The following is a 26,815-nucleotide window of genomic DNA, read 5'->3' as shown; positions in this document are numbered from 1 at the left end:
TTTACTTGGACGTCCTAGTAAATTCGAAGGTATGGACGCTGACGCCATAGAGGAAGGCCGCCGTCGCTGGCAGGCCCGGTACGACGCCGCGCGCAAGCGCGAGGCCGACTTCACCACGCTCTCCGGCGACCCCGTGGAGCCGGTGTACGGGCCGCGGCCCGGAGACAGGTACGACGGTTTTGAACGGATCGGATGGCCCGGGGAGTACCCCTACACCCGCGGCCTGTACGCGACCGGCTACCGAGGGCGTACGTGGACCATCCGGCAGTTCGCCGGGTTCGGCAACGCCGAGCAGACCAACGAGCGCTACAAGATGATCCTCGGCAACGGCGGCGGCGGGCTCTCGGTCGCCTTCGACATGCCGACGCTCATGGGCCGCGACTCCGACGACCCGCGCTCCCTGGGCGAGGTCGGGCACTGCGGGGTCGCCATCGACTCGGCCGCCGACATGGAGATCCTGTTCAAGGACATCCCGCTGGGCGACGTCACGACGTCGATGACCATCAGCGGCCCGGCCGTCCCCGTCTTCTGCATGTACCTGGTCGCCGCCGAACGCCAGGGCGTCGACCCGGCCGTCCTGAACGGCACGCTCCAGACGGACATCTTCAAGGAGTACATCGCCCAGAAGGAGTGGCTCTTCCAGCCCGAGCCGCATCTGCGGCTCATCGGCGACCTGATGGAGCACTGCGCGGCCGGCATCCCCGCGTACAAGCCGCTCTCCGTCTCCGGGTACCACATCCGCGAGGCCGGGGCGACGGCCGCGCAGGAGCTGGCGTACACGCTCGCGGACGGCTTCGGGTACGTGGAGCTGGGGCTGTCGCGCGGGCTCGACGTCGACGTCTTCGCCCCCGGGCTCTCCTTCTTCTTCGACGCGCACGTCGACTTCTTCGAGGAGATCGCCAAGTTCCGTGCGGCGCGCCGGATCTGGGCGCGGTGGATGCGGGACGTGTACGGCGCGAAGAGCGAGAAGGCGCAGTGGCTGCGCTTCCACACCCAGACGGCCGGGGTCTCCCTCACCGCGCAGCAGCCGTACAACAACGTCGTACGGACGGCCGTGGAGGCGCTGGCGGCCGTGCTCGGCGGGACCAACTCGCTGCACACCAACGCCCTCGACGAGACGCTCGCGCTGCCCAGCGAGCAGGCGGCGGAGATCGCGCTGCGGACGCAGCAGGTGCTGATGGAGGAGACCGGGGTCGCCAACGTGGCCGATCCGCTGGGCGGTTCCTGGTACGTCGAGCAGCTCACCGACCGGATCGAGGCCGACGCGGAGAAGATCTTCGAGCAGATAAGGGAGCGGGGGCTGCGGGCGCACCCCGACGGGCGGCACCCGATCGGGCCGATCACCTCCGGGATCCTGCGCGGGATCGAGGACGGATGGTTCACCGGGGAGATCGCGGAGTCGGCGTTCCAGTACCAGCGGGCGCTCGAGAAGGGCGACAAGCGGGTCGTCGGTGTCAACGCCCACCACGGGTCCGTGACCGGGGACCTGGAGATCCTGCGGGTCAGTCATGAGGTGGAACGGGAGCAGGTGCGGGTGCTCGGCGGGCGGAAGGCCGGGCGCGACGATGCCGCTGTGCGCAGCGCGCTGGACGGGATGCTGGCTGCTGCGCGGAGTGGCGCGAACATGATCGAGCCGATGCTGGTGGCTGTGCGGGCCGAGGCGACGCTGGGGGAGATCTGTGGGGTGCTGCGGGACGAGTGGGGGGTGTACACGGAGCCTGCGGGGTTCTGAGTGCTGGTGCTGGTGCTGGTGCTGGGGTCGGGGTGGGTGCGCAGCCCGGCGTGGCGGGGTGCCGCTGCGCCCACCCGTGCCGCCCTTAGCGGCACGATTGCCCGCAGCTAGGGAGCTTGCTTGGCCAGGCCCTGCAGCAGTACCCGTGTGAAGCCGCGGACCCATTCCTGGTCCGCCGGTTCCGCGCTGACCAGGGTGCGGTGGACCACCGCTCCCGCGACCATGTCGAAGATCAGGTCGGCCGTGCGGGCCGCCGACTCCGGGTCCGGCTCGGGGGGCAGCTCGCCTCTCGTCTGGGCCCGGGAACGGCCCTCCAGGACCAGGCGTTTCTGACGCTCGACCACCGACACGCGGATGCGTTCGCGCAGGGCGTCGTCGCGGGTGGCCTCCGAGACCACCGCCATCAGGCCGCTCTTCGCCTCCGGGCGGGCCAGGATCGTGGCGAACTGGAGGACGACGCCCTCGATGTCCGCGGCCAGCGAGCCGCTGTCCGGCAGCTCCAGTTCGTCGAAGAGCTCCGCCACCGCGTCGACGACCAGCTCGTTCTTGCCCGCCCAGCGGCGATAGAGGGTTGTCTTTGCAACCCCGGCGCGGGTCGCGACGTCTCCCAGGGTGAGTTTGGACCAGCCCAGTTCCACCAGTGCCGCCCGCGTGGCGGCCAGGATCGCGGCGTCCGCCGCGGCGCTGCGCGGGCGCCCGGTGCGGCTGGCTGGGCTGCGGCTCTGCATGCCATGACCATAACGGGCGGTTCCCGTGTGGCCGTGAGGGAGATCACCGGGGGGTGGTGGTCCGCCGGTCCGGCGCGGCGTTACGCTACGTCTCGTAGCGAAAGCCCGTGATGGACGTACTCGGGCTTCGGCGACATGGCGTGGGGTGGGGACCCGGCGCCGAACGGGACCCGACCAGCCCGGCTTTCACACCGTTTTTCACACACGCGCGCAGTACGGGGGAGGATAGACGCATGCAGCCACGGAACATGTCCATGAGCGGAGTCGTCGACCTCGCCGCGGTGAAGGCGGCCCAGGAGGCCAAGTCGAAGGCGGAGCAGGCACGTGCCCAAGCCGCCCGGGAGGGTGGTGCGGGGGCGATCTCCCCGGCCGACCTCGTCATCGACGTCGATGAGGCGGGCTTCGAGACCGAAGTCCTGCAGCGGTCCGCCGAAGTGCCCGTCGTCATCGACTTCTGGGCCGAGTGGTGTCAGCCCTGCAAGCAGCTGAGCCCGGTCCTTGAGCGGCTGGCCGTCGAGTACAACGGCCGTTTCCTGCTCGCCAAGATCGATGTCGACGCCAACCAGATGCTGATGCAGCAGTTCGGCATCCAGGGGATCCCCGCGGTGTTCGCGGTCGTCGCGGGGCAGGCGCTGCCGCTCTTCCAGGGGGCCGCGGGCGAGGAGCAGATCCGGGGCACCCTGGACCAGCTGGTACAGGTCGCCGAGCAGCGCTTCGGCCTGACCGGCCTCACCGTCGACCCCGACGCCGAGGCGGGCGGCGCCCCGGCGGCTCCCGAGCGTCCCGCCGGTCCGTACGACGCGCTCCTCGAGGCCGCCGTACAGGCGCTGGACTCGGGCGATCTTGGCGGCGCCATCCAGGCGTACAAGAACGTGCTGAACGAGGACCCGGGCAACGAGGAGGCCAAACTGGGTCTCGCCCAGGCCGAGTTGCTCCAGCGGGTGCAGGGCGTCGACCCGCAGCAGGTGCGCAGGGACGCGGCCGACAAGCCGGCCGATGTGCAGGCGCAGATCGCCGCCGCCGACCTGGATCTGGTGGGCGGCCATGTCGAGGACGCTTTCGGCCGTCTGATCGAGACGGTGCAGCGCACGGTGGGTGACGACCGGGACACCCTGCGGATGCGGCTGCTGGAGCTGTTCGAGGTGGTCGGACCCGAGGATCCGCGGGTGATCGCGGCGCGCAGGGCCCTGGCACGCGCCCTGTTCTGACCAGTCGTTAAACACGTGGGCTTGTGGTGCCCGCGTGAAAGATTTGCCCACAGAGCGTCACCGCGGCCGCGCTTTACCAAAACTTGGTAATCGCGGCCGCTGTTACTGCGAGTAAGTCGTGGACGTTGATCTGTCGGTTTCTGTCCATCGATCAACAGCTTTGTACCGCCGGTGGGGGCCACCCTGTGTCGTCGGCCGAGACCGATGGGTCGTTGTTCGGTTATACGGCCGTTACTAGCCAGTAACGAACCCCCTTGTGCGGGCGGCGAGAATGCACCACGATCGGCCACGCTCGGTCCATTCCCGTACCCCGGCAGCCGGTTGGGTCGCGGGACGTCCTGGGTCCCCACCGAGCAGAGCCGGCGGCAGTGGCGCCGGCTCTTGGACAGGGGGGTCTTCGCCCATCCGGCGAAGCCTGTCCAGCAAGGTTGTGCGTGATGCGTGTCAGGCGCGACCAGTGGTTGTCGCTCGGGGGTGATCGCCGGTGATTCGGGCGCGAGTTGCGCCGCCGAGTGCAGGCGCTCTCCTTCCCGAGGACGTAGCACTTCTCCCATCCCTGCCCGGCTGAGCCGCGATTCGGGGCGAGCCAGGACAGGAGATGTACGTCCGAGAAGGAGGAAATATGGAGTCCCAGGTGCGTGGCGGGACCAGATGGAAGCGGTTCGCTGTGGTCATGGTGCCCAGCGTCGCCGCTGCGGCATGTGTGGGTGTAGGACTCGCGCAGGGAGCGCTGGCCGCGTCGTTCAGCGTCTCCGGCCAGCAGTTCAAGGTGTCGGCCAGTCACCTGCACGGTGAGGGTTTCGCGCAGTACGGCGGAATCGACACTGTCTACACCTCGACCGAGGGCAAGGAAAAGAAGCCGGTTCCCGTCGCGATCTCGTCGTTCGACGACGCGACGATCACCAAGATGTGCCAGTCGGTCGCGACGCCGATTCCCCTCATAGGCAAGACGGTCTACCTCCGTCTTGAGGCGGGGAACGACGCCAAGAAGCCGGTCACGGCCAAGAACCTCTACATCGACGTCGCCCAGCTCGACGCCGACGCGGAGTTCAAGAACATCGACATCGGTGTCGCGGTCAAGGACAAGACCCGCGGCCCCGACGTGAAGCAGGGCGAGAACGTGCTGCCGGGCGGCTTCGCCCAGCAGGCGGAGACGGCGGACCTTACCGGCGTCAAGCAGACGGCGTGGGCGACCACCGCCGGCACGTTCAAGCTGAGCGGCCTGTCGATGAAGCTCGGCATGGACAAGGGCATGGAGTGCTACTGACAGCCTCCGTCCCACGGGTGTCCGGGGGCGGCTGACCCGTCCCCTTCGAGGGGCGGGGCGGCCGTCGCTTCCCCGCCCCTCGGGCCCGGCCCCGCGCCGGGCCACCACACAGACTTAGACTTTCCGGCTTCTCCACACGCCTACGGCCGAGCCGGTACGTACCTCCATCGGACCGAGGGAGCTGTTTTCCATGAGTGCCGAGACTCCGGTCCAGAGCGCCGGGACTTTCGCCCGGTTGCGTCGGCGATTCCGTGACTGGCGGGGCACCCGGCCGTTCTGGGCAGGCCTGTTCACCATCCTCGGCGGAGTGCCGATCGCCTACTTCCCCTACGCCACCCTCAAGTTGGGCACCATGTCGCTCACCATGGCGACCACCGCGGGTGCCGGCTCCCTCATCATCGGGGTCCTGCTGATCACACTGGGACTGACCATGTGGTTCCAGCAGACGACACGGGTCTTCGCCGGTGTCGCGGCGATCATCCTCGCCCTGGTGTCGCTGGTGGTCTCCAACATCGGGGGCTTCCTCATCGGCTTCCTGCTGGCCATGCTCGGCGGCGCACTCGCCGTCGCCTGGGTGCCGGGCAAGTCGGAGGAGACGGGGAAGGGGCCCCGGACGGCCGCTCAGGGACCGACGGGAGAAGGAGCCGTGGAGCCCTCTCCCGAGAGCCCGGCCGGTGAGACGGGCGGGACGCACCCTCCGTACGGGACCGGCGACGGCGGCCCCGCGGACGGCGTCAGGTCCGAGGCCCACAACGGGGGGTACCGTGTCGGCTGACCCCCGCGACGGTTCTCCCGCCGCCCAGGCGAAGGGGAGAACGGGGCCACGTCACGCGGCCCCCAGGAAGCCGCTCTTCACCCGGTTCCAGATGCCCGCCGGCAAGGCGATAGCCATGGCGGCGATGCCCACCGCCGTCCTCATGGGCATGGGATTCACCCCGACGCTCGCCCTCGCCGACGAGCAGCCGTCGACCTCCAACAGCCTGACGGCCGACGAGTACAAGGACTGTCTCGCGGCAATGGAGGACGACAAGGACGGTGCCTCCCCGTCGCCCTCGGCGAGCGAGAGCGAGGCCGCGGGCGACGAGGACAAGGGCACGGCCGAGCCGACTCCCTCGGCGTCCGCCGGCTCGGACGCGGGTGCGGACAAGGACGGCTCGTCCTCTTCGTCGGATTCAGGTTCCGACGACGAGGGCGACAAGACCGAGCCCACCCCGACCCCTTCGGCATCCGAGGGCACGTCGGGCGAGGACGAGGCGACGCCCAGCCCGTCGCCGTCCAAGAGCGGTGGCAACGTCCTCGAGGACATCGGCGACGCGATCGGCGGCCTCCTCACGGGCGGCAAGTCCACCGAGAGCCCGAGCCCCACGCCCTCCGCGTCCGCCTCGCCGTCCGGCGACACGAGCACGGCTGAGGACACCGAGAAGCCCTCGGACACGAGCGGGGGCGACGCGTCCGACGCCGTCAAGAAGACGACCGACACGGTCGAGGACACCGTCAAGGACACGACGGACGAGGCGTCGAAGGCGGCCGGGGACACGACCGACGCCGTCGAGAAGGCGGCCGAGAAGGCCGAGGACGCGGCAGGGAAGGCCACCGCCTCCCCCAGCCCGTCCGAGAGCCCCTCCGTGGACCCCGAGGACTGCCCGGCCGCCACGGACGCCGAGGGAGGCGTCGACAACGAGCTCCTCGTCCCCGACGAGCCCTGGCGCCTGGAGGCCAGCTCGCTGACGCTGAAGGGTGCCGACTACCAGGGCATCGTCGAGGTGAAGACCGCGAGCGGCGCCACCAAGAAGGTCCTGAAGTACGTCATCAGCGACGGCACCGACATCGGGGACCTGCACCAGCTCGTCACGGACAAGGCGTCCGGCAAGACCCACCACGTCCAGGCGGCGAAGGGGTCGACGTCCACGATCACCGACGGCAAGACGGTGATGTACACGGAGAAGATCTCGGGCAACCTGCTCGGCCTGATCCCGATCACCTTCGACCCGGAGCACCCGCCGCCCCTGAACATCCCGCTGATCTACTTCACCAACGTGAAGGTCGTCCAGGCGGGCCAGTTCGGCGGCACACTGACCGTGCCGGGGCTGAGTCAGTACGTGACCGACTGATCCGGACTTCTCCCGGAGCCGCGAAAGGACTGTGCCCCGCCGGGTTCGACCCGGCGGGGCACAGTCCTGTCCTCTGAGGTCAGTCGTCCTCGCCCTCGACCGCCTCCTCGTCGTAGAAGCTCGGCAGGACATCGGTCTCCATGCCGTACTCGCCGAAGAGGTCGACCAGCGCTCTGGTCATGGCGTCCAGGCCGCCTTCACGGACGACCATGAGGTCGGGGATGTGGACGTACAGACCGCCGGCGTTCTCGCCGGTGGTGGAACGGCGGTCCATCACCTCGACGATCTTCCGGGGAGTCATGAGGCTGACGGTCCAACTCTTGCCCCCGGGGGCGCGGATGATCGCGTCGATGTCCTCGACGGTGTCGGCGTCATCCTCCAGAGCGAGGATGTACGTGACGGAGAAGTCGGCCGTCTCGACGACAACCAGAGGGTTATGAGCCATAGATCTTCATCAACTCCGCGATGGCCTTCGGCTCGTTGAGCGGTAGAGGGATTTCCAGTGGCGGGGCCACGTACGAGACGCGAGGGCGCCCCCTGGATCGCAGGGGGCGCCCTCGGGGCCGTTCAGGGGCCTGTACGGGCCTGTACGGGTCTTTGTGGGTCAGGACTTGGCTTCGCCCAGGTGGTGGACGCGGACCATGTTGGTGGTGCCGGGGACGCCGGGGGGCGAACCGGCGGTGATGACCACGATGTCGCCGTCGTTGAAGCGGTTCAGCTTGACCAGCTCCTGCTCCACCAGGTCGACCATCTCGTCGGTGCTGTTCACGAACGGCACCACGTACGGCTCCACGCCCCAGCTCAGCGCCATCTGGTTGCGGGTGCCCTCGTCGGTGGTGAAGGCGATGATCGGCTGCTGGGCGCGGTAGCGGGACAGCCGGCGGGCGGTGTCGCCGGACTGGGTGAAGGCCACCAGACCCCGGCCGCCGAGGAAGTCGGCGATCTCGCACGCGGCACGGGCCACCGAACCGCCCTGGGTGCGCGGCTTCTTGCCCGGGACGAGCGGCTGCAGGCCCTTGGACATCAGCTCCTGCTCGGCCGCGGTGACGATCTTCGACATCGTCTTGACCGTCTCGATCGGGTACGCGCCGACGGAGGACTCCGCCGAGAGCATGACCGCGTCGGCGCCGTCCAGGATCGCGTTGGCCACGTCAGAGGCCTCGGCGCGGGTCGGACGGGAGTTGGTGATCATCGACTCCATCATCTGGGTCGCCACGATCACCGGCTTGGCGTTGCGCCGGCAGAGCTCGATCAGGCGCTTCTGCACCATCGGGACCTTCTCGAGCGGGTACTCGACGGCGAGGTCACCACGGGCGACCATCACACCGTCGAACGCCATCACGACGTCCTCCATGTTCTGCACCGCCTGCGGCTTCTCCACCTTGGCGACGACCGGGACGCGGCGTCCCTCCTCGTCCATGATGCGGTGCACGTCCTGGACGTCCTTGGCGTCGCGGACGAAGGACAGCGCGACCAGGTCGCAGCCCATGCGCAGCGCGAAGCGGAGGTCTTCGATGTCCTTCTCGGACAGGGCCGGCACGTTGACGGCCGCGCCGGGCAGGTTGATGCCCTTGTGGTCGGAGATGACGCCGCCCTCGATGACGATCGTCTTCACCTTGGGGCCTTCGACCTCGGTGACCTTCAGCTCGACGTTGCCGTCGTTGATCAGGACCTGGTCGCCCTTGGTCACGTCGCCGGGCAGACCCTTGTAGGTCGTCCCGCAGATCGTCTTGTCGCCCGGGACGTCCTCGGTGGTGATGGTGAACTCGTCACCGCGCACCAGCTCCACGGGGCCTTCGGCGAAGGTCTCCAGACGGATCTTCGGGCCCTGGAGGTCGGCGAGGACACCGATGGCCCGGCCGGTCTCCTTGGCGGCGGCACGGACCCGGTCGTACCGGCCCTGGTGCTCGGCGTGCGAGCCGTGGCTGAAGTTGAAGCGGGCCACGTTCATACCGGCTTCGATCAACGCGACAAGCTGCTCGTGGGAGTCGACCGCGGGGCCGAGAGTACAGACGATTTTCGAACGGCGCATGGGGGCGATCCTATCGGTTTGTTTCGCAACGGAATATTCCGTCTGGCGGAAAATACAAAAGGGCGGGATGCCGCTCAGGTGTGATTCCCCGAACCAATTACCAGCGCGTAGGTCTGTGTCGCGATCTCCAATTCCTCGTCAGTGGGTACGACCGCCACCGCCACCCGGGCGCCGTCGGGCGAGACCAGCCGCGCCTCGTCGCCGCGCACGGCGTTGCGCTCGCCGTCCACCACCAGGCCCAGCTCCTCCAGGCCCGCCAGGGCGGCCTCCCGTACGGGAGCCGCGTTCTCGCCGACACCGGCGGTGAAGGCGACCGCGTCCACCCGTCCGAGCACGGCGTAATAGGCGCCGATGTACTTCTTCAGGCGGTGAATGTAGATGTCGAACGCCAGCTCCGCCTGCTCGTCTCCCTCGTCGACGCGACGGCGGATCTCCCGCATGTCGTTGTCGCCGCACAGACCGATCAGACCGCTCTTCTTGTTGAGAAGAGTGTCGATCTCGTCCGCGGACATTCCACCAACACGCATCAAATGGAAGATGACGGCCGGGTCCATGTCTCCGGAGCGCGTACCCATCACGAGCCCCTCCAAAGGCGTCAGCCCCATGGAGGTGTCCACGCACTTACCGCCCCGCACGGCCGAGGCCGACGCCCCGTTGCCCAGGTGCAGCACGATCACGTTGACGTCCTCCGGCGTCTTGCCCAGCAGCCCGGCGGTGGCCCGGGAGACATAGGCGTGCGAGGTGCCGTGGAAGCCGTAGCGGCGGATGCGGTGCTCGTCGGCCGTTCGTACGTCGATCGCGTAGCGGGCGGCCGACTCCGGCATGGTCGTGTGGAACGCGGTGTCGAAGACGGCGACCTGCGGCAGGTCGGGCCGCAGCGCCCGGGCCGTGCGGATGCCGGTGAGGTTGGCCGGGTTGTGCAGCGGGGCCACGGGGATGAGCCGCTCGATCTCTCCGAGCACGGCGTCGTCGACGACCGTCGGCTCGGTGAAGTGCTTCCCGCCGTGCACCACCCGGTGCCCGATCGCGGCCAGTTCGGGCGAGTCCAGACCGAGGCCGTCCTTGGCGAGCTCCTCGGCCACGGCCTTCAGCGCCGCGTCGTGGTCGGCGATCGCTCCGCCGCGCTCCCGGCTCTCGCCGTCGGCCGGGGTGTGCTTGAGCCGGGAGGTCTGCTCGCCGATGCGTTCGACAAGACCCACCGCCAGCCGGCTGCTGTCGCCCATGTCGAGCAGTTGGTATTTCAGCGACGAGGAGCCGGAGTTGAGGACGAGGACACGGGTGGCGCTCACTGGGCGGTTGCCTTCTCGCTCGGGGACGGGGCCGGGGACTGGGCCTGGATCGCCGTGATGGCGACGGTGTTGACGATGTCCTGGACGAGGGCGCCCCGGGACAGGTCGTTGACCGGCTTGCGCAGGCCCTGGAGCACCGGGCCGACGGCGATCGCGCCCGCCGAGCGCTGCACGGCCTTGTAGGTGTTGTTGCCGGTGTTCAGGTCGGGGAAGATCAGCACGGTCGCCTGCCCGGCGACCTCGGAGCCGGGCAGCTTGGTCGCCGCGACCGAAGGCTCCACGGCGGCGTCGTACTGGATCGGGCCCTCGATCTTCAGGTCGGGGCGGCGGGCGCGGACCAGCTCGGTGGCCTCGCGGACCTTGTCCACGTCCGCGCCGGAGCCGGAGGTGCCGGTGGAGTACGACAGCATCGCGATGCGCGGCTCCACGCCGAACTGCTCCGCAGTCGTCGCCGACTGCATGGCGATGTCCGCGAGCTGCTCGGCGTTCGGGTCGGGGTTGACCGCGCAGTCGCCGTAGACGAGGACCTTGTCGGCCAGGCACATGAAGAACACGGACGAGACGATGTCCGCCTCCGGCCTCGTCTTGATGATCTCGAAGGCCGGGCGGATGGTCGCGGCCGTGGAGTGCACCGAGCCCGAGACCATGCCGTCGGCGAGGCCCTCCTGGACCATCAGCGTGCCGAAGTAGTTGACGTCGGAGACCACGTCGTACGCCAGCTCCACGGTGACGCCCCGGTGGGCGCGCAGGGCCGCGTACTGCTCGGCGAACGCGTCGCGCAGATCGGATTCGGCCGGGTCGATCAGCTGGGACTCGCCGAGGTCGATGCCCAGGTCGGCGGCCTTCTTGCGGATCCGGTCGACCGGGCCGAGGAGGGTCAGCTCACACACGCCCCGGCGCAGCAGCACCTCGGCGGCGTGCAGCACACGCTCCTCGGTGCCCTCGGGCAGCACCACGCGGCGCAGGTCGGAGCGGGCCTGCTCCAGCAGCGTGTGCTCGAACATCATCGGTGTGACGCGGTCGCTGCTGGGCGCGGAGACCCGGTTCGAGAGTTCGGCGGTGTCGGCGTACCGCTCGAAGAGGCCGAGTGCCCGCTCCGCCTTGCGCGGGGTGGCCGCGTTCAGCTTGCCCTCCAGGGAGAACAGCTGCTCGGCGGTGGGGAAGCTGGTGCCGGCCACCGACAGCACCGGGGTACCGGGTGCCAGGCGGTCGGCGAGGGTGAGGATGTTGTCTCCGGGCACCTCGTCCAGGGTGAGCAGCACACCGGCTATCGGCGGGGTGCCGGCGCTGTGCGCGGCGAGGGCGCCGACGACCAGGTCGGCCCGGTCGCCCGGGGTGACGACGAGGCAGCCCGGGGTCAGGGCGCCCAGGAAGTTCGGCAGCATCGCACCGCCGAAGACGAAGCCGAGCACGTCCCGGGCGAGCCCCGAGTCGTCGCCGAGCACCACCTTGCCGCCGAGGGCGTGGCTGATCTGGGAGACGGTGGGGGCGGACAGCGCGGGCTCGTCGGGCAGGACGTAACAGGGCGCGGGGAGCCGGGAGTCGAGCCGGCGGGCGATCTCGTCGCGGTCCTCGCGGGCCACCCGGTTGGTGACCATGGCCAGGACGTCGCAGCCCAGCGTGTCGTAGGCCCGGTAGGCGTTGCGCGTCTCGGCGAGCACCGACTCGACGGTCTGCTTGCGGCCGCCCACGACCGGGATCACGGACGCGCCGAACTCGTTCGCGAGCCGGGCGTTGAGCGACAGCTCGTCCGGGAGCTGCGTGTCGGCGAAGTCGGTGCCGAGGACCAGGACCACGTCGTACTCGCGGGCCACCAGGTGGAACCGTTCGACGAGCGTGGACACCAGCTCGTCCGTGCCGGCCTCGGCCTGCAGGGCGGACGCCTCGTGGTAGTCCATGCCGTAGACGGTCGCCGCGTCCTGGGCGAGCCGGTAGCGGGCGCGCAGCAGCTCGAAGAGGCGGTCGGGCCCGTCGTGGACGAGAGGCCGGAAGACGCCGACCCGGTCGACCTGCCGGGTGAGGAGCTCCATGACCCCCAGTTCGACGACCTGGCGGCCGTCGCCTCGGTCGATGCCGGTCACGTACACGCTGCGGGTCACGCGCGCTCTCCGTTTCGTCTCGGTGGCATGTCTCTGTGCGGGATGCTTCTGTTCGGGATGCTTCTGCTCCGGAATGTCTCTGTCCGGGATGTCTCTGTGGGGCGTCGAAAAATCGCCTATCGAGGTGAGCGGAACCGCCTTGACAATACCTCCGTCGATGGATAAGGCGCCCGTCAGAGTCGGGTACCCCGCCGGGCCGGGGAGCGTGAAACAATCGGCAGAGGCTCACCGGTGTCAACAGCGAGCAGGAGACACAGCACGATGCGTATCGGAGTTCTCACCGCAGGCGGCGACTGCCCCGGCCTGAACGCCGTGATCCGGTCGGTCGTGCACCGGGCGGTCGACAACTACGGCGACGAGGTCATCGGCTTCGAGGACGGCTACTCGGGCCTGCTGGACGGCCGCTACCGCGCCCTCGACCTGAACGCGGTCAGCGGCATCCTGGCCCGCGGCGGCACCATACTGGGATCGTCCAGGCTGGAGCGCGACCGGCTCCGCGAGGCCTGCGAGAACGCCTCCGACATGATCCACGAGTTCGGCATCGACGCGCTGATCCCGATCGGCGGCGAGGGCACGCTGACGGCCGCGCGCATGCTGAGCGACGCGGGCCTGCCCGTCGTGGGCGTCCCGAAGACGATCGACAACGACATCTCCTCCACGGACCGCACCTTCGGCTTCGACACGGCCGTGGGGGTCGCCACCGAGGCGATGGACCGTCTGAAGACGACCGCCGAGTCCCACCAGCGGGTGATGGTGGTGGAGGTCATGGGCCGGCACGCCGGATGGATCGCGCTGGAGTCCGGCATGGCGGCGGGCGCGCACGGCATCTGTCTGCCGGAGCGTCCGTTCGATCCGGCCGATCTCGTCAAGATGGTCGAGGAGCGCTTCGCCCGCGGTAAGAAGTTCGCGGTCATCGCCGTCGCCGAGGGCGCCCACCCCGCGGACGGCACCATGGACTATGGCAAGGGCGCGATCGACAAGTTCGGCCACGAGCGCTTCCAGGGCATCGGCGCGGCACTCGCCCATGAGCTGGAGCGGCGGCTCGGCAAGGAGGCCAAGCCGGTCATTCTCGGCCACGTCCAGCGCGGCGGCTCACCGACCGCCTACGACCGGGTGCTCGCCACCCGGTTCGGCTGGCACGCGGTGGAGGCGGCGCACCAGGGGCGGTTCGGCCGGATGACCGCGCTGCGCGGGACGGACATCGTGATGGTGCCGCTGGCGGAGGCCGTGACCGAGCTGAAGACGGTGCCGAAGGACCGGATGGACGAGGCCGAGTCGGTGTTCTAGGCGTTTCGTACGTTCCCCAGACGTTCTGGGCCACGTTCTAGGCCGGGCTCTCCTGGATTCTCGTCCAGAAGTGCTCGACGATCCCGTCCAGGAAGTCGCGGGCGGTGCCGCCCGCGTCGCCGCTGCCGCCGCCCCAGCTCAGGGTGGCGGCCATATGGCCCTGGTAGTCCTCGTGCAGTGCCCGCAGGGCGCCCTCCAGGAACGGCCGGTCCAGGGGTACGAGTTTGGCCACCGGGCGCACATAGGCCTGCCAGCGCGTGCTGACCGCGCTGCGCAGCAGTTCGCCGAGCTTGGCGTTCCGGCCCGTGACGGTGACGAAGTCGCGCAGGCACAGGCCGAGCACGTCGGCGAGGGCGCCGGACTGGCGCTCCGTGCCGCGCCAGGTGTCGGTCTCCTCCATGCGGAGATACGCGTGGACCTCGTGGCCCACGGCCCGGGCCACGTCCTCGGGGGCGAGGCAGCGGGCGATGCGGTGCTCGCGCAGGGTGCGTGGTCTGCCGATGAGTTCGCCGGGTGAGCACCACAACACGCCTGCCAGGGCGGTGAGTTCGGAGTTGGACGGGGCCGCGGTCCCGCGCTCCCAGTCGATGACGTGGTCCGGGGTGACGCGGGGGTGTCCGTAGGAGACACGCATGCCGTGGGCGACGTGCTCGGGTGTCATGCCGAGGGCCGCGCGCAGGCGGCGGGCGGCGGGGGCGTTGAAGGGCGGGGCCGCCGGGGCGGACTGGGGACGGGGAGTGGGGGTGGTCTGGCTCGGGCGGGCTGAAGGTCGGCGCACGCGCCACAAGCTAGGGGGACGGGGGTGCGCTGACTACGGTCTGTTCGGCCAGGATCACGGATTGTAGGAAACTACGGCTACCGGTGGGTTCGGTGGCGGCCGGAGATCGGCTTGCCGGTCGGGGCGGGTTGGGGGTAGGGATGACCCCGGGCCCGATGATCATGGGTCCGGAAAGGCAGTGACTCACGTGAACGGCAAGCTCAACGGGCATATTCGCGAGCGACTTCTCGCGCCGAACTTCTGGCATCTCGCGACGGTCGGGGCCGACGGGGCGCCTCAGGTGTCGCCCATGTGGGCGGACATCGAAGACGAGTACGTCATGGTCAACACCTCGATCGGGCGGGTGAAGGAGGAGAATCTGCGGCGCAATCCGTACGTTTCGCTGTCCCACCACGACCCGGAGAACCCGTACGACCGGGCCGAGATCCGGGGGAAGGTCGTCCGGTTCGTGGAGGGCGAGGAGGCGGAGCGGGGCATGGACCGGCTGACGCGCAAGTACCTCGGGCAGGACCGGTATCCGTGGATGCTGCCCGGCGAGCGCCGGGTGATGCTGCTGATCGAGCCGACGCGGGTGCGGACGCTCGAAGGCGTGGAGCCGTTCCGGGCGGGGGTCCTGCCGGACGGGGCGACCGGCTGAGGAAGCCTTCGCGAGATTCCTGAAGCGTCGTGCGCGGGCCGTGGTCGGGCAGTCCCGACCACGGCCTTCCGCGCTTCAGCGCCAGTCCGGTACGCCCGAGGCCGGGGGCAGCCGGGACTCGATCCTCGCCCGGATGTCGCTCATCACGGAGACGATGCGGGTCTCGTGCTCCGGGGTCAGCCGGGCCACCGGGACCGAGCAGCTGATCGCGTCGACCGCCGGTGTTCCGCAGCGCAGGGCGAAGCCGAAGCCGGCGATGCCCGGCACCGTCTCCTCGCGGTCGATGGAGTAGCCGCGCTCGCGCACCCGGGCCAGGTCGGCGAGCAGGGCGGCGCGGTCGGTGTGCGTGTTCTCGGTGAGGCCCGCCAACGGGCCTTTGCCCAGGGGTAGTTCGTCGTCGGCGCGCTCGGCGAGCAGCGCCTTGCCCAGCGCGCCGGCGTGGGCCGGGACCCGGCGGCCGACCCGGCTGATGGTGCGCAGGTACTCGTGGGACTCGCGGGTGGCGAGGTAGACGACGTCCCGGCCGTCGAGCCGCGCCATGTGGATCGTCTCGCCGAGCGCGTCCGACGCCTCGTCCAGGTAGGGCCGGACCACCCGGATGCCGCGGTCCCCGTCGAGATAGCCGGTGCCGGTGAGCAGTGCGCGGATCCCGATGCCGTAGAGGGAGCCGGTGGCGTCGGTGCGCACCCAGCCGGAGTCGACGAGCGTCTGGAGCAGCTGGTACATGCTGCTGCGCGGCACGTCCAGGTCCTCCGCGAGCTGGTCGAGGCGTGAGGGCTGCTCGCCCCGCTCCGCGAGCAGTTCCAGCAGCGCGACGGTTCTGGCCGCCGACTTCACGCCGCGGACGCCTCTGCTCTCCTGCATGGGCCCCATCGTAGGTCCGCGTCGCCGCGCCGATCGCGCACATCAATCTGTGATCGCCCGGGCCATTGACCCACCCCGTTCACGCACTTAGCCTCCATCTGCATACGTGGACGCCATCTGCATACAGGGATGAGAACCTCGGCGGTTCAAGGCGCCCAACAGTTCAGAGCTCCCACCAGTTCAAAGGGGAACTGCCTTGCCTCTGCTCGTCGTCGGGATCAGCGTCGTGGTCCTGCTCCTGCTCATGACCCGGCTGAGAATGAACGGCTTCGCGGCCCTGCTGCTCGTCGCGGTGGGTGTCGCGCTGGTCCGTGGCATTCCGGTGGCGACCATCCCGGACGTCCTCTCCGAGGGCATCGGGGACCAGATCGGCGACACCATGCTGACCATCGGACTCGGAGCCATGGTCGGCCGGGTGATGGGGGACTCGGGCGCCGCACAGCGCATAGCCGGCAAGCTCCTCGACGCCTTCGGCCCGCGCTGGGTCCAGGTGGCCATGGTGGTCACGTCCATGCTCATCGGCGTGACCATGTTCTACGAGGTCGCGTTCGTCATCATCGTGCCCATCGCGTTCACGCTGGTCCGGGTGACCGGCGCGAAGCTGCTGTGGGTCGGGCTGCCGATGTCCATCGCCCTGTCCACCATGCACAGCTTCCTGCCGCCGCACCCCGGCCCCACCGCCGTCGCCGCGACCTTCCACGCCTCCGTCGGGCTGACGCTGTTCTACGGCCTGTTCATCGCCGTACCCGCGGGGGCGCTCATCGCCCTGACCTGGCCGCGTCTCCCGTTCGTCGCCCGGATGACGCCCACGATCCCCAAGGGGCTGGTCAGCGAGCGCGAGTTCAGTGAGGAGGAGATGCCGGGGCTCGGGTGGTCGCTGTTCGTGGCGCTGTTCCCCGTGGTGCTGATCGTGGCCGCGGCCGTGACCGACATGGCGGCTTCGGGGGACAGCCCGTACCTGCACGTCGTCGCCTTCGTCGGCTCCGCGCCGATCGCCCTGCTGCTGACCCTGTGCCTGGCGATCTGGGTGTTCGGACCGCGGATCGGGCGGAGCCTGAGCGATGTCGGCGCCTCCTGTTCGTCGGCGGCCCAGGCCATGGCGATGATCCTGCTGGTCATCGGTGCGGGCGGGGCCTTCAAGAACGTCCTCGTCGAGGGCGGTATCTCCGACTACATCAAGGACGTCACCGACGGCTGGTCCGTCTCGCCGATCGTCCTCGCCTGGCTCGTCGCCGTCATCCTCCGCATCGCGCTCGGCTCGGCCACGGTCGCCGTCGTCACGGCCTCCGGTGTCGCGCTGCCGCTGCTGGCGGGGGGCGGGGTGCACCCGGAGGTGATGGTGCTCGCCGTGGCGTGTGGCTCCATCGCGTTCTCGCACGTGAACGACCCCGGGTTCTGGCTGTTCAAGGAGTACTTCAACCTGTCCGTCGTCGAGGCGATCAAGGTGCGCACGTCCTATACGACGGTGCTTGCCGTGCTCGGGCTGGGGGGTGTGCTCGCGGTCGAGTGGGCGCTGGACGTTCTTGGGTTGTAGACCGATTCATCCACTAGTCAAGGGACTTGGACCAGCATGAGCAGCAGCCAGCCGACCGTTACCGGGTTCGCCGTCTACCCCGTCGCCGGGCGGGACAGCATGGAACTGAACCTCTCCGGTGCGCACGGGCCGTACTTCACCCGCAACATCGTCGTACTCACCGATTCCGAGGGGCGCACAGGGCTGGGGGAGGTGCCCGGCGGGGAGAAGATCACGCGGACGCTGCGGGACGCCGAGTCGCTCGTCGTCGGGGCCAGGGTGGGGGACTACCAGCGGGTGCTGCGGGAGATCGGGGAGCGGTTCGCGGACCGGGACGCGGGTGGGCGGGGTGCGCAGACCTTCGATCTGCGGACCACGGTTCATACGGTGACCGCGGTGGAGTCGGCGTTGCTCGATCTGCTCGGGCAGCATCTCGATGTGCCCGTCGCCGCGCTGCTGGGGGATGGGCAGCAGCGGGATTCCGTGCGGGTGCTGGGCTATCTCTTCTACGTGGGTGATCCGGACCGGACCGACCTGGAGTACGTGCGGGAGCCGGACTCGGACGTGGAGTGGTACCGGGTGCGGCACGAGGAGGCGCTGTCGCCGGAGGCGGTCGTGCGGCAGGCGGAGGCGGCGTACGACCTGTACGGGTTCCGGGACTTCAAGCTCAAGGGGGGTGTGCTGGAGGGGGCGGAGGAGGTCGCGGCGGTGCGGGCGCTGAAGGCACGGTTTCCCGAGGCACGGGTCACGCTCGATCCGAACGGGGCGTGGTCGTTGCGGGAGGCGGTCGAGCTGTGCCGGCCGCTGGTGGGGACGCTGGCGTATGCCGAGGATCCGTGTGGCGCGGAGGGGGGCTACTCCGGGCGGGAGGTGCTCGCGGAGTTCCGGCGGGCCACGGGGTTGCCCACGGCGACGAACATGATCGCCACGGACTGGCGGCAGATGGCGCATGCGCTGGCTCTGCAGTCGGTGTCCATTCCGCTGGCCGATCCGCACTTCTGGACCATGCGGGGGTCGGTGCGGGTGGCGCAGTTGTGCAACGCGATGGGGTTGACGTGGGGGTGCCACTCGAACAACCACTTCGACATCTCGCTGGCGATGGTGACGCACTGCGGGGCCGCGGCTCCGGGGGAGTACAACGCGCTGGACACGCACTGGATCTGGCAGGAGGGGCTGGAGCGGCTCACTGTCTCTCCGCCGCGCATCGTGGGCGGGGAGGTCGCGGTTCCGGACGCTCCGGGGCTGGGGGTGCGGCTCGACATGGACCGGCTTCTCGCGGCGCACGAGCTGTACCGGGAGAAGGGGCTGGGGGCGCGGGACGATGCGGTGGGGATGCGGTATCTGGTCCCGGGGTGGGAGTTCGACGGGAAGCGGCCGTGTCTGGTGCGGTAGTCGCCATCTCGCCGGGTGGTGGGTCGGGGCCGCGTCGGGGGGTGTCCGTCCTCGGATCGGCGCGATGGGGTTGCGAACCGGCTCACTGTCCGTTGACGCGCCAACCACTGCGGGCGAACACCCCCCGACACGTCCCCTTGCGTAGTCCCCCCAGCTGCGGGCATGCGTGCCGCTAAGGGCGGCACGGGTGGGCGGTGGGGGTCCCCCCGCTCGAGCGAAGCCGAGAGTGGGGGAGGCACCTCGTCGCGCCGAGCTGCGCAACGCCCCGCCCCCAGCACCGACGCCGCGCACCTCATGGCGCCGAGCTGCGGAACACCCCGCCCCCAGCCCCGACGCGTTCAGCCCTTCACCGCCCCGCCCAGGGCGAAGCCTCCTCCCAGGCGGCGGGAGATCAGTACGTACAGGAGGATGACCGGCGTCGAGTAGATGATGGAGAACGCGGCCAGCTGGCCGTACGCCACCATGCCCCGGTTGCCGAAGAAGTCGTTGATGCTGACGGACGCCGGCATCTGGTCGGGGGTGAGCAGGAGCATGAAGGGGACGAAGAAGTTGCCCCACATCATGACGAAGGAGAAGACCGTCACGACGGCCACGCCGGGGCCCATGAGGGGCAGGACGATGCGGACCAGGGACTGGAACGCCGACGCCCCGTCCGTCCACGCCGCCTCCTCCAGTTCCTTCGGTACGCCGTCCATGAAGTTCTTCATCAGCCAGATGGCGAAGGGGAGTTGGGACGCGGCGAAGAAGAAGATCGTGCCCTGTGTGGTGTCGATCAGGTCCACTTGGACGAAGAGGGCGTAGACCGGGACCATGATCGCCGTGATGGGCAGGCTGGTGGCGAAGAGGATCGTCAGCAGGAACGGGCGGTTGAAGCGGGAGCGGAAGCGGGAGAGCGGGTAGGCCGCGAGGGCGGCTGAGGCCACCGTGAGCAGGGTCGCGCCGCCGCACAGGATCAGGCTGTTGAGGAGGGGGGTGAAGGTGATCTCGGGGGTCAGGATCGCGTCGAAGTTGTCCAGGGTGAGGCCGTCGGGAGCCTTCACCCGGAGGCCGGCGTCGGGGTCGAGGGCGGACAGGACCACCCAGGCCAGGGGGAGCACGAAGGCCGCGGCGACCACCAGGAGCCCCGCGTCGGCCGCCAGGCGGCGGGTCGTGCGGCGGGAGGAGAGGGTGTGGGCCATGCCCGGTCAGACCTCCGTCCGTAGCAGGCGCAGGTAGACGAGAGAGAAGAGGGAGCCGACCAGGAGGAGCAGCAGGGCCACCGCGGTGCCGTAGCCGATCAGGCTGTTCTGGAAGGCCTGTTCGTACATGAACAGGGGCAGTGTCTGGCTTCTGCCGCCCGGGCCGCCTCGCGTCATCACCCAGATCAGGCCGAAGACCGAGAGGGTCTGGAGGGTGTTGAGCATCAGGTTGGTGCCGATGGAGCGGCGGATCATCGGGAGGGTGATGTGCCAGAGACGGCGCCAGCCGCCCGCGCCGTCGACCTCGGCCGCCTCGGTGATCTCCTTCGGGATCTCGTTCAGGGCCGCCGAGTAGACCAGCATGGAGAAGGCCGTACCGCGCCAGACGTTCGCGAACGACACCGCCAGGATCGGGAGCGTGAACAGCCAGTTCTGGGAGGGCAGGTGCAGCCAGTCCAGGATGGCGTTGAGGGTGCCCTCGCGGCGGAAGAAGGCGTAGAGCAGGAAGCCCGCCACGACCTCCGGCAGCACCCAGGCCGTGACGACGATGCCGCCGGTGAGGGTGCGGACCGGTTTCGACGCGCGCTGCATCAGTGCCGCCAGGGCCAGGCCCAGCGTGTTCTGTCCGATGAGGGAGGACAGGACGGTGAACACCAGGGTCAGCCATACGGCGTTCAGGAACGCCTCGTCCCCGAAGGCCCGGGTGAAGTTGTCGAGGCCGACGAACGACTCCTGGGCCTGGCCGGTCAGTTGGAGGTCGGTGAAGGCGATGTAGACGCAGTAGGCGATCGGGCCGGCCAGGAAGAGGAGGAGCAGGACGACCGCGGGGGTCAGGGGGAGGAGCCGCACCGGCAGGCGGGGGCCGCGCGCTGCCGGGTGCGTGTCCTTGGCGGTTTCGGTGAGCCGGGGGCGGGGGGCCGTGGCGGTCATCGGGTCACTTCTCGGCCACCTGGTTGTCCGTCGCGTCCCTGAGCGCGTCCGTGTAGGCGCTCGTCGCCTCGTCCACCGACGTGTCGCCCGTCGTGACGCCCTCCATCGCCTCCTGGACGGCCACCGAGACCTTGGGGTAGGCCGGGTAGGCGGGGCGGTAGTGAGTGTTCGCCACGAGGTCCGTGAAGAACTTGGTGCCGGGCTGGGCCGTGGCGTACGCCGGGTCCTTCGCCACGTCCTCGCGGACCGCGATGCCGGAGTTGGCGACGTACCACTTCTGCGCGTTGGCCTTGGTCTGCATCGTCTTGATGAACTCGAACGCCAGGTCCGGGTTGCCCGCCTTGGCCGGGATCGACCAGGTCCAGCCGCCGGACATGCTCACCTTGCCGGGCGCCTGGCCGTTCTGGGTCGGCATGGCGGCCAGGCCCAGCTTCTGAGACCACTCGGGCCACTCGTGGCCGCTGCCGGGCAGCCAGTCCTGCGGCAGCCAGGAGCCGTCGAGGGCGATGCCGAGCTTGCCCTGCGGGAGCCACTCGCCGCGGACCCGGGTCATGACGTTCGGGTCGAGCGCGTCGGAGACGTCCGGGCCGAGTTTCTCCTTGTAGACCGTCTCGACGAAGGAGAGCGCGTCTTTGAAGGCCTGGCCGCCGGCGATCCACTTCTTGCTCGTCTTGTCGTAGAGGGGGTCCGTGGTGCCGTCGTTCGTGCCGTAGAGCAGCATCTCGAAGGTCTGCATGGTGGCGGCCTCGCCGACCGGCTTGCCCGTGTAGACGTTGAGGGGGATCGTGTCGGGGACCTCGCGTTTGATGGTGCGGGCGGCTGTGAGGATGTCGTTCCAGGTCTTCGGCTGCCAGGTGGCGGGGAGGCCCGCCTTCTTGAAGATGTCCTTGTCGAACCAGAGGCCGCGGGTGTCCGTGCCGTCGGGGACGCCGTACGTCTTGCCGTCCTCGCCCTTGGCCGCCGCCTTCGCGGTGTCGATGAACTTGTTCCAGTCCGGCCACTTGGCGAGATAGGGGTCGAGGGGCTTGAGATAGCCGCTGGTGATGTCCGAGTTGATGAGGAACGTGTCCTCGTACACCAGGTCGGGGGCGGTCTTGGGGGAGCGGAGCATCTGCTGGAGCTTGGTGTAGTACTCCGAGTCCGGGGCCTTGATCGGGACGAGCTCGACCTTCTTGCCCGGGTGGGCCTTCTCGAACTGCTTCCTGATGTCCGCGAGATAGGTGTCCATCACCTTGATGGAGTTGTCCGTGGACTGTTTGAAGGAGATCTTCACGGTGTCCGGGTCGCTGCCGGAGCCCCCGCCGCAGGCGGTGAGGGCGGACGCGGCGAGGGCCAGGGCGACGAGGGGGGTGAGAGCGGCGGTGGGGCGCACGGGCACGACCTCCTGCGGGCGCACTTCTTTGTGGCCTGGACGGCTGCGTCGTGAACCTAAGTTGAGTGGTCTAGTCAGGTCAATGCGTGTGCGGTGGATTGATCGGCGTACGGTGAACCGTCATTGACCCGTGACCCAGCGGTACTGCAACTCCGGGCGCCCCACCGTGCCGTACTGCGGGCGACGGGCCGCGCGGCCCGCGTCCACCAGATGCTCCAGATAACGGCGGGCCGTGATGCGGGAGATGCCCACGGTCTCCGCCACACCGGCGGCCGTGAGGCCCTCCGCGCTGTCCCGCAGCGTCACCGTCACCCGCTCCAGCGTCGGCGCGCTCAGGCCTTTGGGCAGCGCGGCCGGGCCGGGTGCGCGCAGCGCCGCCAGGGCCCGGTCCACCTCGTCCTGGCCGCTCGCCTCGCCCACCGAGGCGTGGAACTCGGCGTACCGGACGAGACGGTCGCGCAGCGTGGCGAAGGTGAAGGGCTTCAGGACGTACTGCACGACCCCGAGCGAGACGCCCTCGCGTACGACGGCCAGGTCGCGGGCCGACGTCACCGCGATGACGTCGGCGTGGTGGCCGGCCGCCCGCAGGGAGCGTGCCAGGTGCAGGCCGTGCACGTCCGGCAGGTGCAGGTCGAGCAGCAGGAGGTCCACCGGGGTGCGCTCCAGGGCCCGGCGGGCCTCCGCACCCGTGTGCGCCTTGCCCACGGCCACGAACCCGGGGACCCGCCCGACGTACATGACGTGGGCGTCGGCGGCCACCGGGTCGTCCTCCACCACCAGGACCCGGATGGCATTCGCGTGGGTCGTGTCGCTCGTCATGCGGGGCCTCCAGAGCCCTCGGACACCGGGCCTCCGGATGTCACGCCTGCGGCGACCGCGCCGGACTCGCGCAGCGGCAGCCGTACCTCGAACTGAGCCCCGCCCCCGTCGGCCTCCGCCACCGACAGCGCCCCCTCGTGCCGCTGCGCCGCCTGCCGTACCAGGGCCAGTCCGAGACCTCGTCCGTCCGGGCCCGCCGGCTTCGTCGAGAAGCCCCGCTGGAAGACCGCCTCGGCGTGCTCCGGGTCCACGCCCGGGCCCGTGTCGGAGACCCGCAGTACCAGCTCCGGGGCATCGGCTGTGTTCTGTGTGTATGCCGCCACGGTCACCCGCGCCCGCACACTGCCCTGCGCCGCGTCCACGGCGTTGTCGATCAGATTGCCGAGGATGGTCACCAGATCCCGCGCCGGGAGCGTCTCGGGCAGCAGGCCGTCGTCCAGGCTGCTGTCCTCCGACACCATCAGCTCCACGCCCCGCTCGTTCGCCTGGGCCGTCTTGCCCAGCAGCAGCGCCGCCAGCACCGGCTCGCTCACCGCCGCCACGACCTGGTCGGTCAGGGCCTGCGCCAGCTCCAGCTCGGCCGTCGCGAAGTCCACCGCCTCCTCCGCCCGGCCCAGCTCGATCAGCGAGACCACCGTGTGCAGCCGGTTCGCCGCCTCGTGCGCCTGCGAGCGCAGCGCCTGCGTGAAGCCGCGTTCGGAGTCCAACTCGCCCATCAGTGACTGGAGTTCGGTGACATCGCGCAGGGTGACGACCGTACCGCGCCGCTCGCCGCCCGACACCGGGGAGGTGTTGATGACCAGGACCCGCGACGCCGTCAGATGCACCTCGTCCACCCGTGGCTCCGACGCCAGCAGCGCGCCCGTCAGCGGAGCGGGAAGCCCGAGCTCGGCCACCGACCTGCCCACCACGTCCCCCTCCACGCCGAGCAGCTCCCGCCCCCCGTCGTTGATCAACGCCACACGGTACTGCCCGTCCAGCATCAGCAGCCCCTCCCGTACGGCGTGCAGGGCGGCCTGGTGGTAGTCGTGCATCCGGCTGAGCTCCGCCGCGTTCATGCCGTGGGTGTGGCGGCGCAGCCGGGCGTTGACCACATAGGTGCCGACGGCGCCCAGGGCCAGCGCCCCGGCCGCGACGCCGATCAGGGCCGTGACCTGGCTCTGCACACGGTCGGTGATCGCCTGGACCCGGATGCCCGCGCTGACCAGGCCGACGATCTCCTTGCCGTCCTGGATCGGGGTGACCGCGCGCACCGACGGACCGAGCGTGCCGGTGTAGGTCTCGGTGAAGGTCTCGCCCTTCAGGGCCCTCTCGGTGTGGCCCTGGAAGGTCTGGCCGATCTGGTCAGGGTCGGGATGCGTCCAGCGGATGCCCTTCGGGTCCATGATCGTGATGAAGTCGACCTCGGTGTCCTGCATGACCTTCAGCGCGTACGGCTGGAGCTCGGCGGTCGGGTCGGGTGTGCGGGCCGCCTCCAGCACGGACGGGGAGTCGGCCACGGAGCGCGCCACCGCCCTGGCCTGGCGCGTTGCCGCCTCCTCGGCCTGGCTGCGGTCGCTGACATAGGTGAACAGTGCGTATCCGGCCACGACGACCGCTATCAGCACGGCCTGCATGGCGAAGAGCTGGGCCGCCAGGCTGCGGGGTCGGGGGACGGTGATGCGCATGTCGTCAGTCTGCCTCGTGGCCGATTGTGAACTAAATGAACGGAAGGGTGACCGCGCTCACAGAGCAGGACATAGTCACGGCATTCCCTATAACGCATCTCCGGGAGCCCCGCTCCCACTTTTCCGGACGTGAGCCGCACGCCGGTGATGCCGACGACGTCGTCAAGGAGGGCCGCCGTGACCAGCGCAGCCGATACGGCACCTGCCGCACGCAAACCCAAGCGGGACCGCACCCACTATCTCTACATCGCGGTGATCATCGCGGTCGCTGCCGGTATCGCGGTGGGTCTGGCCGCACCGGACTTCGCTGTCGGGCTGAAGCCGATCGGCACCGGGTTCGTGGCCCTGATCAAGATGATGATCTCGCCGATCATCTTCTGCACGATCGTGCTGGGCATCGGCTCGGTACGGAAGGCCGCCAAGGTGGGTGCCGTCGGCGGTATCGCCCTCGGCTACTTCATGGTGATGTCGCTGGTCGCGCTGGGCATCGGCCTGGTCGTCGGCAACATCCTGGACCCGGGCACCGGCCTCGCCGTGACCGACGCGGTCAAGGACGCCGGTCACGCGCAGATCGATTCCGAGGCCAAGGACACCACCGAGTTCCTGCTCGGCATCATCCCCACCACGATCGTCTCCGCCTTCACCAACGAGTCGGTCCTGCAGACCCTGCTGATCGCCCTGCTCGCCGGCTTCGCCCTCCAGGGCATGGGCTCGGCCGGCCAGCCGATCCTGCGCGGCATCGAGCACATCCAGCGGCTCGTCTTCCGCATCCTCGCCATGGTGATGTGGGCCGCCCCGATCGGTGCCTTCGGCGCCATCGCCGCCGTCACCGGCTCCGCCGGCCTGGAAGCGCTCAAGAGCCTCGCCGTGCTGATGCTCGGCTTCTACGTCACCTGCTTCCTCTTCGTCTTCATCGTGCTCGGCGCCCTGCTGCGCGTCATCTCCGGGCTGAACATCTTCGCGCTGTTCAAGTACCTCGGCCGGGAGTTCCTGCTGATCCTCTCCACCTCCTCCTCCGAGTCCGCGCTGCCGCGGCTCATCGCGAAGATGGAGCACCTGGGCGTCAGCAAGCCGGTGGTCGGCATCACCGTCCCGACCGGCTACTCCTTCAACCTCGACGGCACCATGATCTACATGACCATGGCCTCGCTGTTCATCGCCGACGCCATGGGCACGCCGATGTCCATCGGCGAGCAGATCCCGCTGCTGCTCTTCCTGCTGGTCGCCTCCAAGGGCGCCGCCGGTGTCACCGGCGCCGGCCTCGCGACCCTGGCCGGTGGTCTGCAGTCGCACAAGCCGGCCCTGGTGGACGGCATCGGCCTCATCGTCGGCATCGACCGCTTCATGAGCGAGGCCCGCGCCCTGACCAACTTCGCCGGCAACGCCGTGGCCACCGTGCTGATCGGTACCTGGACGAAGGAGATCGACAAGGAGCGGGTGGGCGAGGTCCTCGCCGGCCAGCTGCCCTTCGACGAGAAGACGCTGCTGGACGACGACGGCCACGGCGGCCCGTCCGACGAGCATGTCGAGCTGCCCGAGCAGGGCGGCGAGAAGGAGCTGGCGAAGACCTGACGGTCACGCCGCGCTCCGCGAGAATCCGGGCGGCTGGGTGTCCCCCCGTCGCTCAGCCGCCCGGTCCGTGAAACGCCGAGCGGACAGGTCCCCCTCCCCTGGGACCTGTCCGCTCGGCGTCGCCGTTTCACCCGAGCGTGATGGCTCCGGCCGGGCAGAGACCCGCGGCCATTCGGGCGGTGGCGCGGTGCTCGGGGGCCGGGTCGGGGTGCAGGAGTACCACCAGGCCTTCCTCTTCGTCCTGGTCGAAGACCTCGGGAGCCGTCAGGGCGCACATGCCGGCGCCGGCGCAGCGGTCGCGGTCGACTTCGATCCGCAGCGGTCCGTGTGGGTGGCTCAT

23 protein-coding genes are annotated in these 26,815 nt (G+C 69.6%); 10 read left to right on the top strand and 13 right to left on the bottom strand.

Annotated elements, in window-relative coordinates; translation table 11 throughout:
- Positions 1–31: 31 nt before the first annotated feature.
- Positions 32–1,732: a methylmalonyl-CoA mutase gene (locus ACIBK5_RS29410; RefSeq protein ID WP_399024129.1), complete on the top strand. Its 1,701-nt coding sequence runs from the start codon at positions 32–34 to the stop codon at positions 1,730–1,732.
- 107 nt (positions 1,733–1,839) lie between these two features.
- Here ACIBK5_RS29410 and ACIBK5_RS29405 read toward each other — a convergent pair whose 3' ends face one another.
- Complete coding sequence (locus ACIBK5_RS29405) at positions 1,840–2,460, bottom strand: TetR/AcrR family transcriptional regulator (RefSeq protein WP_399024127.1); 621 nt, start codon at positions 2,458–2,460, stop codon at positions 1,840–1,842.
- A gap of 233 nt (positions 2,461–2,693) precedes the next feature.
- Here ACIBK5_RS29405 and ACIBK5_RS29400 point away from each other — a divergent pair, with 233 nt between their 5' ends.
- The 4 genes from ACIBK5_RS29400 to ACIBK5_RS29385 all read left to right on the top strand — a co-directional run bounded on the left by ACIBK5_RS29400 (position 2,694) and on the right by ACIBK5_RS29385 (position 7,046).
- Complete coding sequence (locus tag ACIBK5_RS29400; RefSeq protein WP_399024125.1) at positions 2,694–3,668, top strand: tetratricopeptide repeat protein; 975 nt, start codon at positions 2,694–2,696, stop codon at positions 3,666–3,668.
- A gap of 622 nt (positions 3,669–4,290) precedes the next feature.
- Positions 4,291–4,935 carry a DUF6230 family protein gene (locus ACIBK5_RS29395; RefSeq protein ID WP_399024123.1) on the top strand — a complete coding sequence of 215 codons (645 nt, stop codon included), beginning with the start codon at positions 4,291–4,293 and terminating at the stop codon, positions 4,933–4,935.
- A gap of 190 nt (positions 4,936–5,125) precedes the next feature.
- Positions 5,126–5,710: a DUF6114 domain-containing protein gene (locus tag ACIBK5_RS29390; RefSeq protein WP_399024121.1), complete on the top strand. Its 585-nt coding sequence runs from the start codon at positions 5,126–5,128 to the stop codon at positions 5,708–5,710.
- Between the two features lie 91 nt (positions 5,711–5,801).
- Positions 5,802–7,046 carry a hypothetical protein gene (locus ACIBK5_RS29385; protein ID WP_399024120.1) on the top strand — a complete coding sequence of 415 codons (1,245 nt, stop codon included), beginning with the start codon at positions 5,802–5,804 and terminating at the stop codon, positions 7,044–7,046.
- A 79-nt stretch (positions 7,047–7,125) separates the two neighbouring features.
- On the opposite strand, the gene ACIBK5_RS29380 is transcribed toward ACIBK5_RS29385, so the two are convergent.
- From ACIBK5_RS29380 to pta, 4 genes are all read right to left on the bottom strand, one after another.
- Positions 7,126–7,491 (bottom strand): hypothetical protein, encoded by a 366-nt coding sequence (locus ACIBK5_RS29380; protein WP_399024117.1) that lies wholly within the window; start codon positions 7,489–7,491, stop codon positions 7,126–7,128.
- A 159-nt stretch (positions 7,492–7,650) separates the two neighbouring features.
- Positions 7,651–9,078, bottom strand: a complete 1,428-nt coding sequence (pyk, locus tag ACIBK5_RS29375; RefSeq protein ID WP_399024116.1) for a pyruvate kinase — start codon at positions 9,076–9,078, stop codon at positions 7,651–7,653.
- Between the two features lie 74 nt (positions 9,079–9,152).
- Positions 9,153–10,367 carry an acetate kinase gene (locus ACIBK5_RS29370; protein WP_399024114.1) on the bottom strand — a complete coding sequence of 405 codons (1,215 nt, stop codon included), beginning with the start codon at positions 10,365–10,367 and terminating at the stop codon, positions 9,153–9,155.
- Positions 10,364–12,466: a phosphate acetyltransferase gene (gene pta, locus ACIBK5_RS29365; protein WP_399024112.1), complete on the bottom strand. Its 2,103-nt coding sequence runs from the start codon at positions 12,464–12,466 to the stop codon at positions 10,364–10,366. The genes ACIBK5_RS29370 and pta overlap by 4 nt, the downstream gene beginning before the upstream one ends.
- A 261-nt stretch (positions 12,467–12,727) precedes the next feature.
- Between pta and ACIBK5_RS29360 the strand changes: the two genes are divergently transcribed.
- Entirely contained in the window at positions 12,728–13,753 is a 1,026-nt protein-coding gene (locus ACIBK5_RS29360; RefSeq protein WP_382497242.1) for an ATP-dependent 6-phosphofructokinase, read from the top strand.
- A gap of 37 nt (positions 13,754–13,790) precedes the next feature.
- Here the strand turns inward: ACIBK5_RS29360 and ACIBK5_RS29355 are convergent, their stop codons facing one another.
- The gene (locus ACIBK5_RS29355; RefSeq protein ID WP_399024108.1) at positions 13,791–14,531 is read right to left on the bottom strand and encodes a helix-turn-helix domain-containing protein; all 741 of its coding nucleotides are present in this window, start codon (positions 14,529–14,531) and stop codon (positions 13,791–13,793) included.
- 178 nt (positions 14,532–14,709) lie between these two features.
- On the opposite strand from ACIBK5_RS29355, the gene ACIBK5_RS29350 reads away from it, so the two are divergent.
- Entirely contained in the window at positions 14,710–15,168 is a 459-nt protein-coding gene (locus tag ACIBK5_RS29350) for a PPOX class F420-dependent oxidoreductase (RefSeq protein WP_399024106.1), read from the top strand.
- Between the two features lie 75 nt (positions 15,169–15,243).
- Here the strand turns inward: ACIBK5_RS29350 and ACIBK5_RS29345 are convergent, their stop codons facing one another.
- Positions 15,244–16,032 carry an IclR family transcriptional regulator gene (locus tag ACIBK5_RS29345; RefSeq protein WP_399024104.1) on the bottom strand — a complete coding sequence of 263 codons (789 nt, stop codon included), beginning with the start codon at positions 16,030–16,032 and terminating at the stop codon, positions 15,244–15,246.
- A 196-nt stretch (positions 16,033–16,228) separates the two neighbouring features.
- On the opposite strand from ACIBK5_RS29345, the gene ACIBK5_RS29340 reads away from it, so the two are divergent.
- Entirely contained in the window at positions 16,229–17,566 is a 1,338-nt protein-coding gene (locus ACIBK5_RS29340) for a gluconate:H+ symporter (protein WP_399024102.1), read from the top strand.
- 36 nt (positions 17,567–17,602) lie between these two features.
- A complete protein-coding gene (locus ACIBK5_RS29335; protein ID WP_399024100.1) occupies positions 17,603–18,937 on the top strand; it encodes an enolase C-terminal domain-like protein in 1,335 nt (444 codons plus the stop codon).
- A gap of 338 nt (positions 18,938–19,275) precedes the next feature.
- On the opposite strand, the gene ACIBK5_RS29330 is transcribed toward ACIBK5_RS29335, so the two are convergent.
- The 5 genes from ACIBK5_RS29330 to ACIBK5_RS29310 all read right to left on the bottom strand — a co-directional run bounded on the left by ACIBK5_RS29330 (position 19,276) and on the right by ACIBK5_RS29310 (position 24,903).
- Complete coding sequence (locus tag ACIBK5_RS29330; protein ID WP_399024098.1) at positions 19,276–20,115, bottom strand: carbohydrate ABC transporter permease; 840 nt, start codon at positions 20,113–20,115, stop codon at positions 19,276–19,278.
- A 6-nt stretch (positions 20,116–20,121) separates the two neighbouring features.
- Positions 20,122–21,045: a carbohydrate ABC transporter permease gene (locus ACIBK5_RS29325; RefSeq protein ID WP_399024096.1), complete on the bottom strand. Its 924-nt coding sequence runs from the start codon at positions 21,043–21,045 to the stop codon at positions 20,122–20,124.
- 4 nt (positions 21,046–21,049) lie between these two features.
- A complete protein-coding gene (locus tag ACIBK5_RS29320) occupies positions 21,050–22,441 on the bottom strand; it encodes an extracellular solute-binding protein (protein WP_399024094.1) in 1,392 nt (463 codons plus the stop codon).
- A gap of 96 nt (positions 22,442–22,537) precedes the next feature.
- A complete protein-coding gene (locus ACIBK5_RS29315) occupies positions 22,538–23,236 on the bottom strand; it encodes a response regulator (RefSeq protein ID WP_399024092.1) in 699 nt (232 codons plus the stop codon).
- Positions 23,233–24,903 (bottom strand): ATP-binding protein, encoded by a 1,671-nt coding sequence (locus ACIBK5_RS29310; RefSeq protein WP_399024090.1) that lies wholly within the window; start codon positions 24,901–24,903, stop codon positions 23,233–23,235. The genes ACIBK5_RS29315 and ACIBK5_RS29310 overlap by 4 nt, the downstream gene beginning before the upstream one ends.
- Positions 24,904–25,080: 177 nt before the next feature.
- Between ACIBK5_RS29310 and ACIBK5_RS29305 the strand changes: the two genes are divergently transcribed.
- Positions 25,081–26,475: a cation:dicarboxylate symporter family transporter gene (locus tag ACIBK5_RS29305; protein WP_399024088.1), complete on the top strand. Its 1,395-nt coding sequence runs from the start codon at positions 25,081–25,083 to the stop codon at positions 26,473–26,475.
- Between the two features lie 127 nt (positions 26,476–26,602).
- Here the strand turns inward: ACIBK5_RS29305 and ACIBK5_RS29300 are convergent, their stop codons facing one another.
- A complete protein-coding gene (locus tag ACIBK5_RS29300; protein ID WP_399024086.1) occupies positions 26,603–26,815 on the bottom strand; it encodes a ferredoxin in 213 nt (70 codons plus the stop codon).

Origin of the sequence: Streptomyces sp. NPDC050546, from assembly GCF_044457425.1 — a bacterium.
Lineage (GTDB): Bacteria > Actinomycetota > Actinomycetes > Streptomycetales > Streptomycetaceae > Streptomyces.
This window is presented reverse-complemented; position numbering and strand designations above follow the sequence as displayed.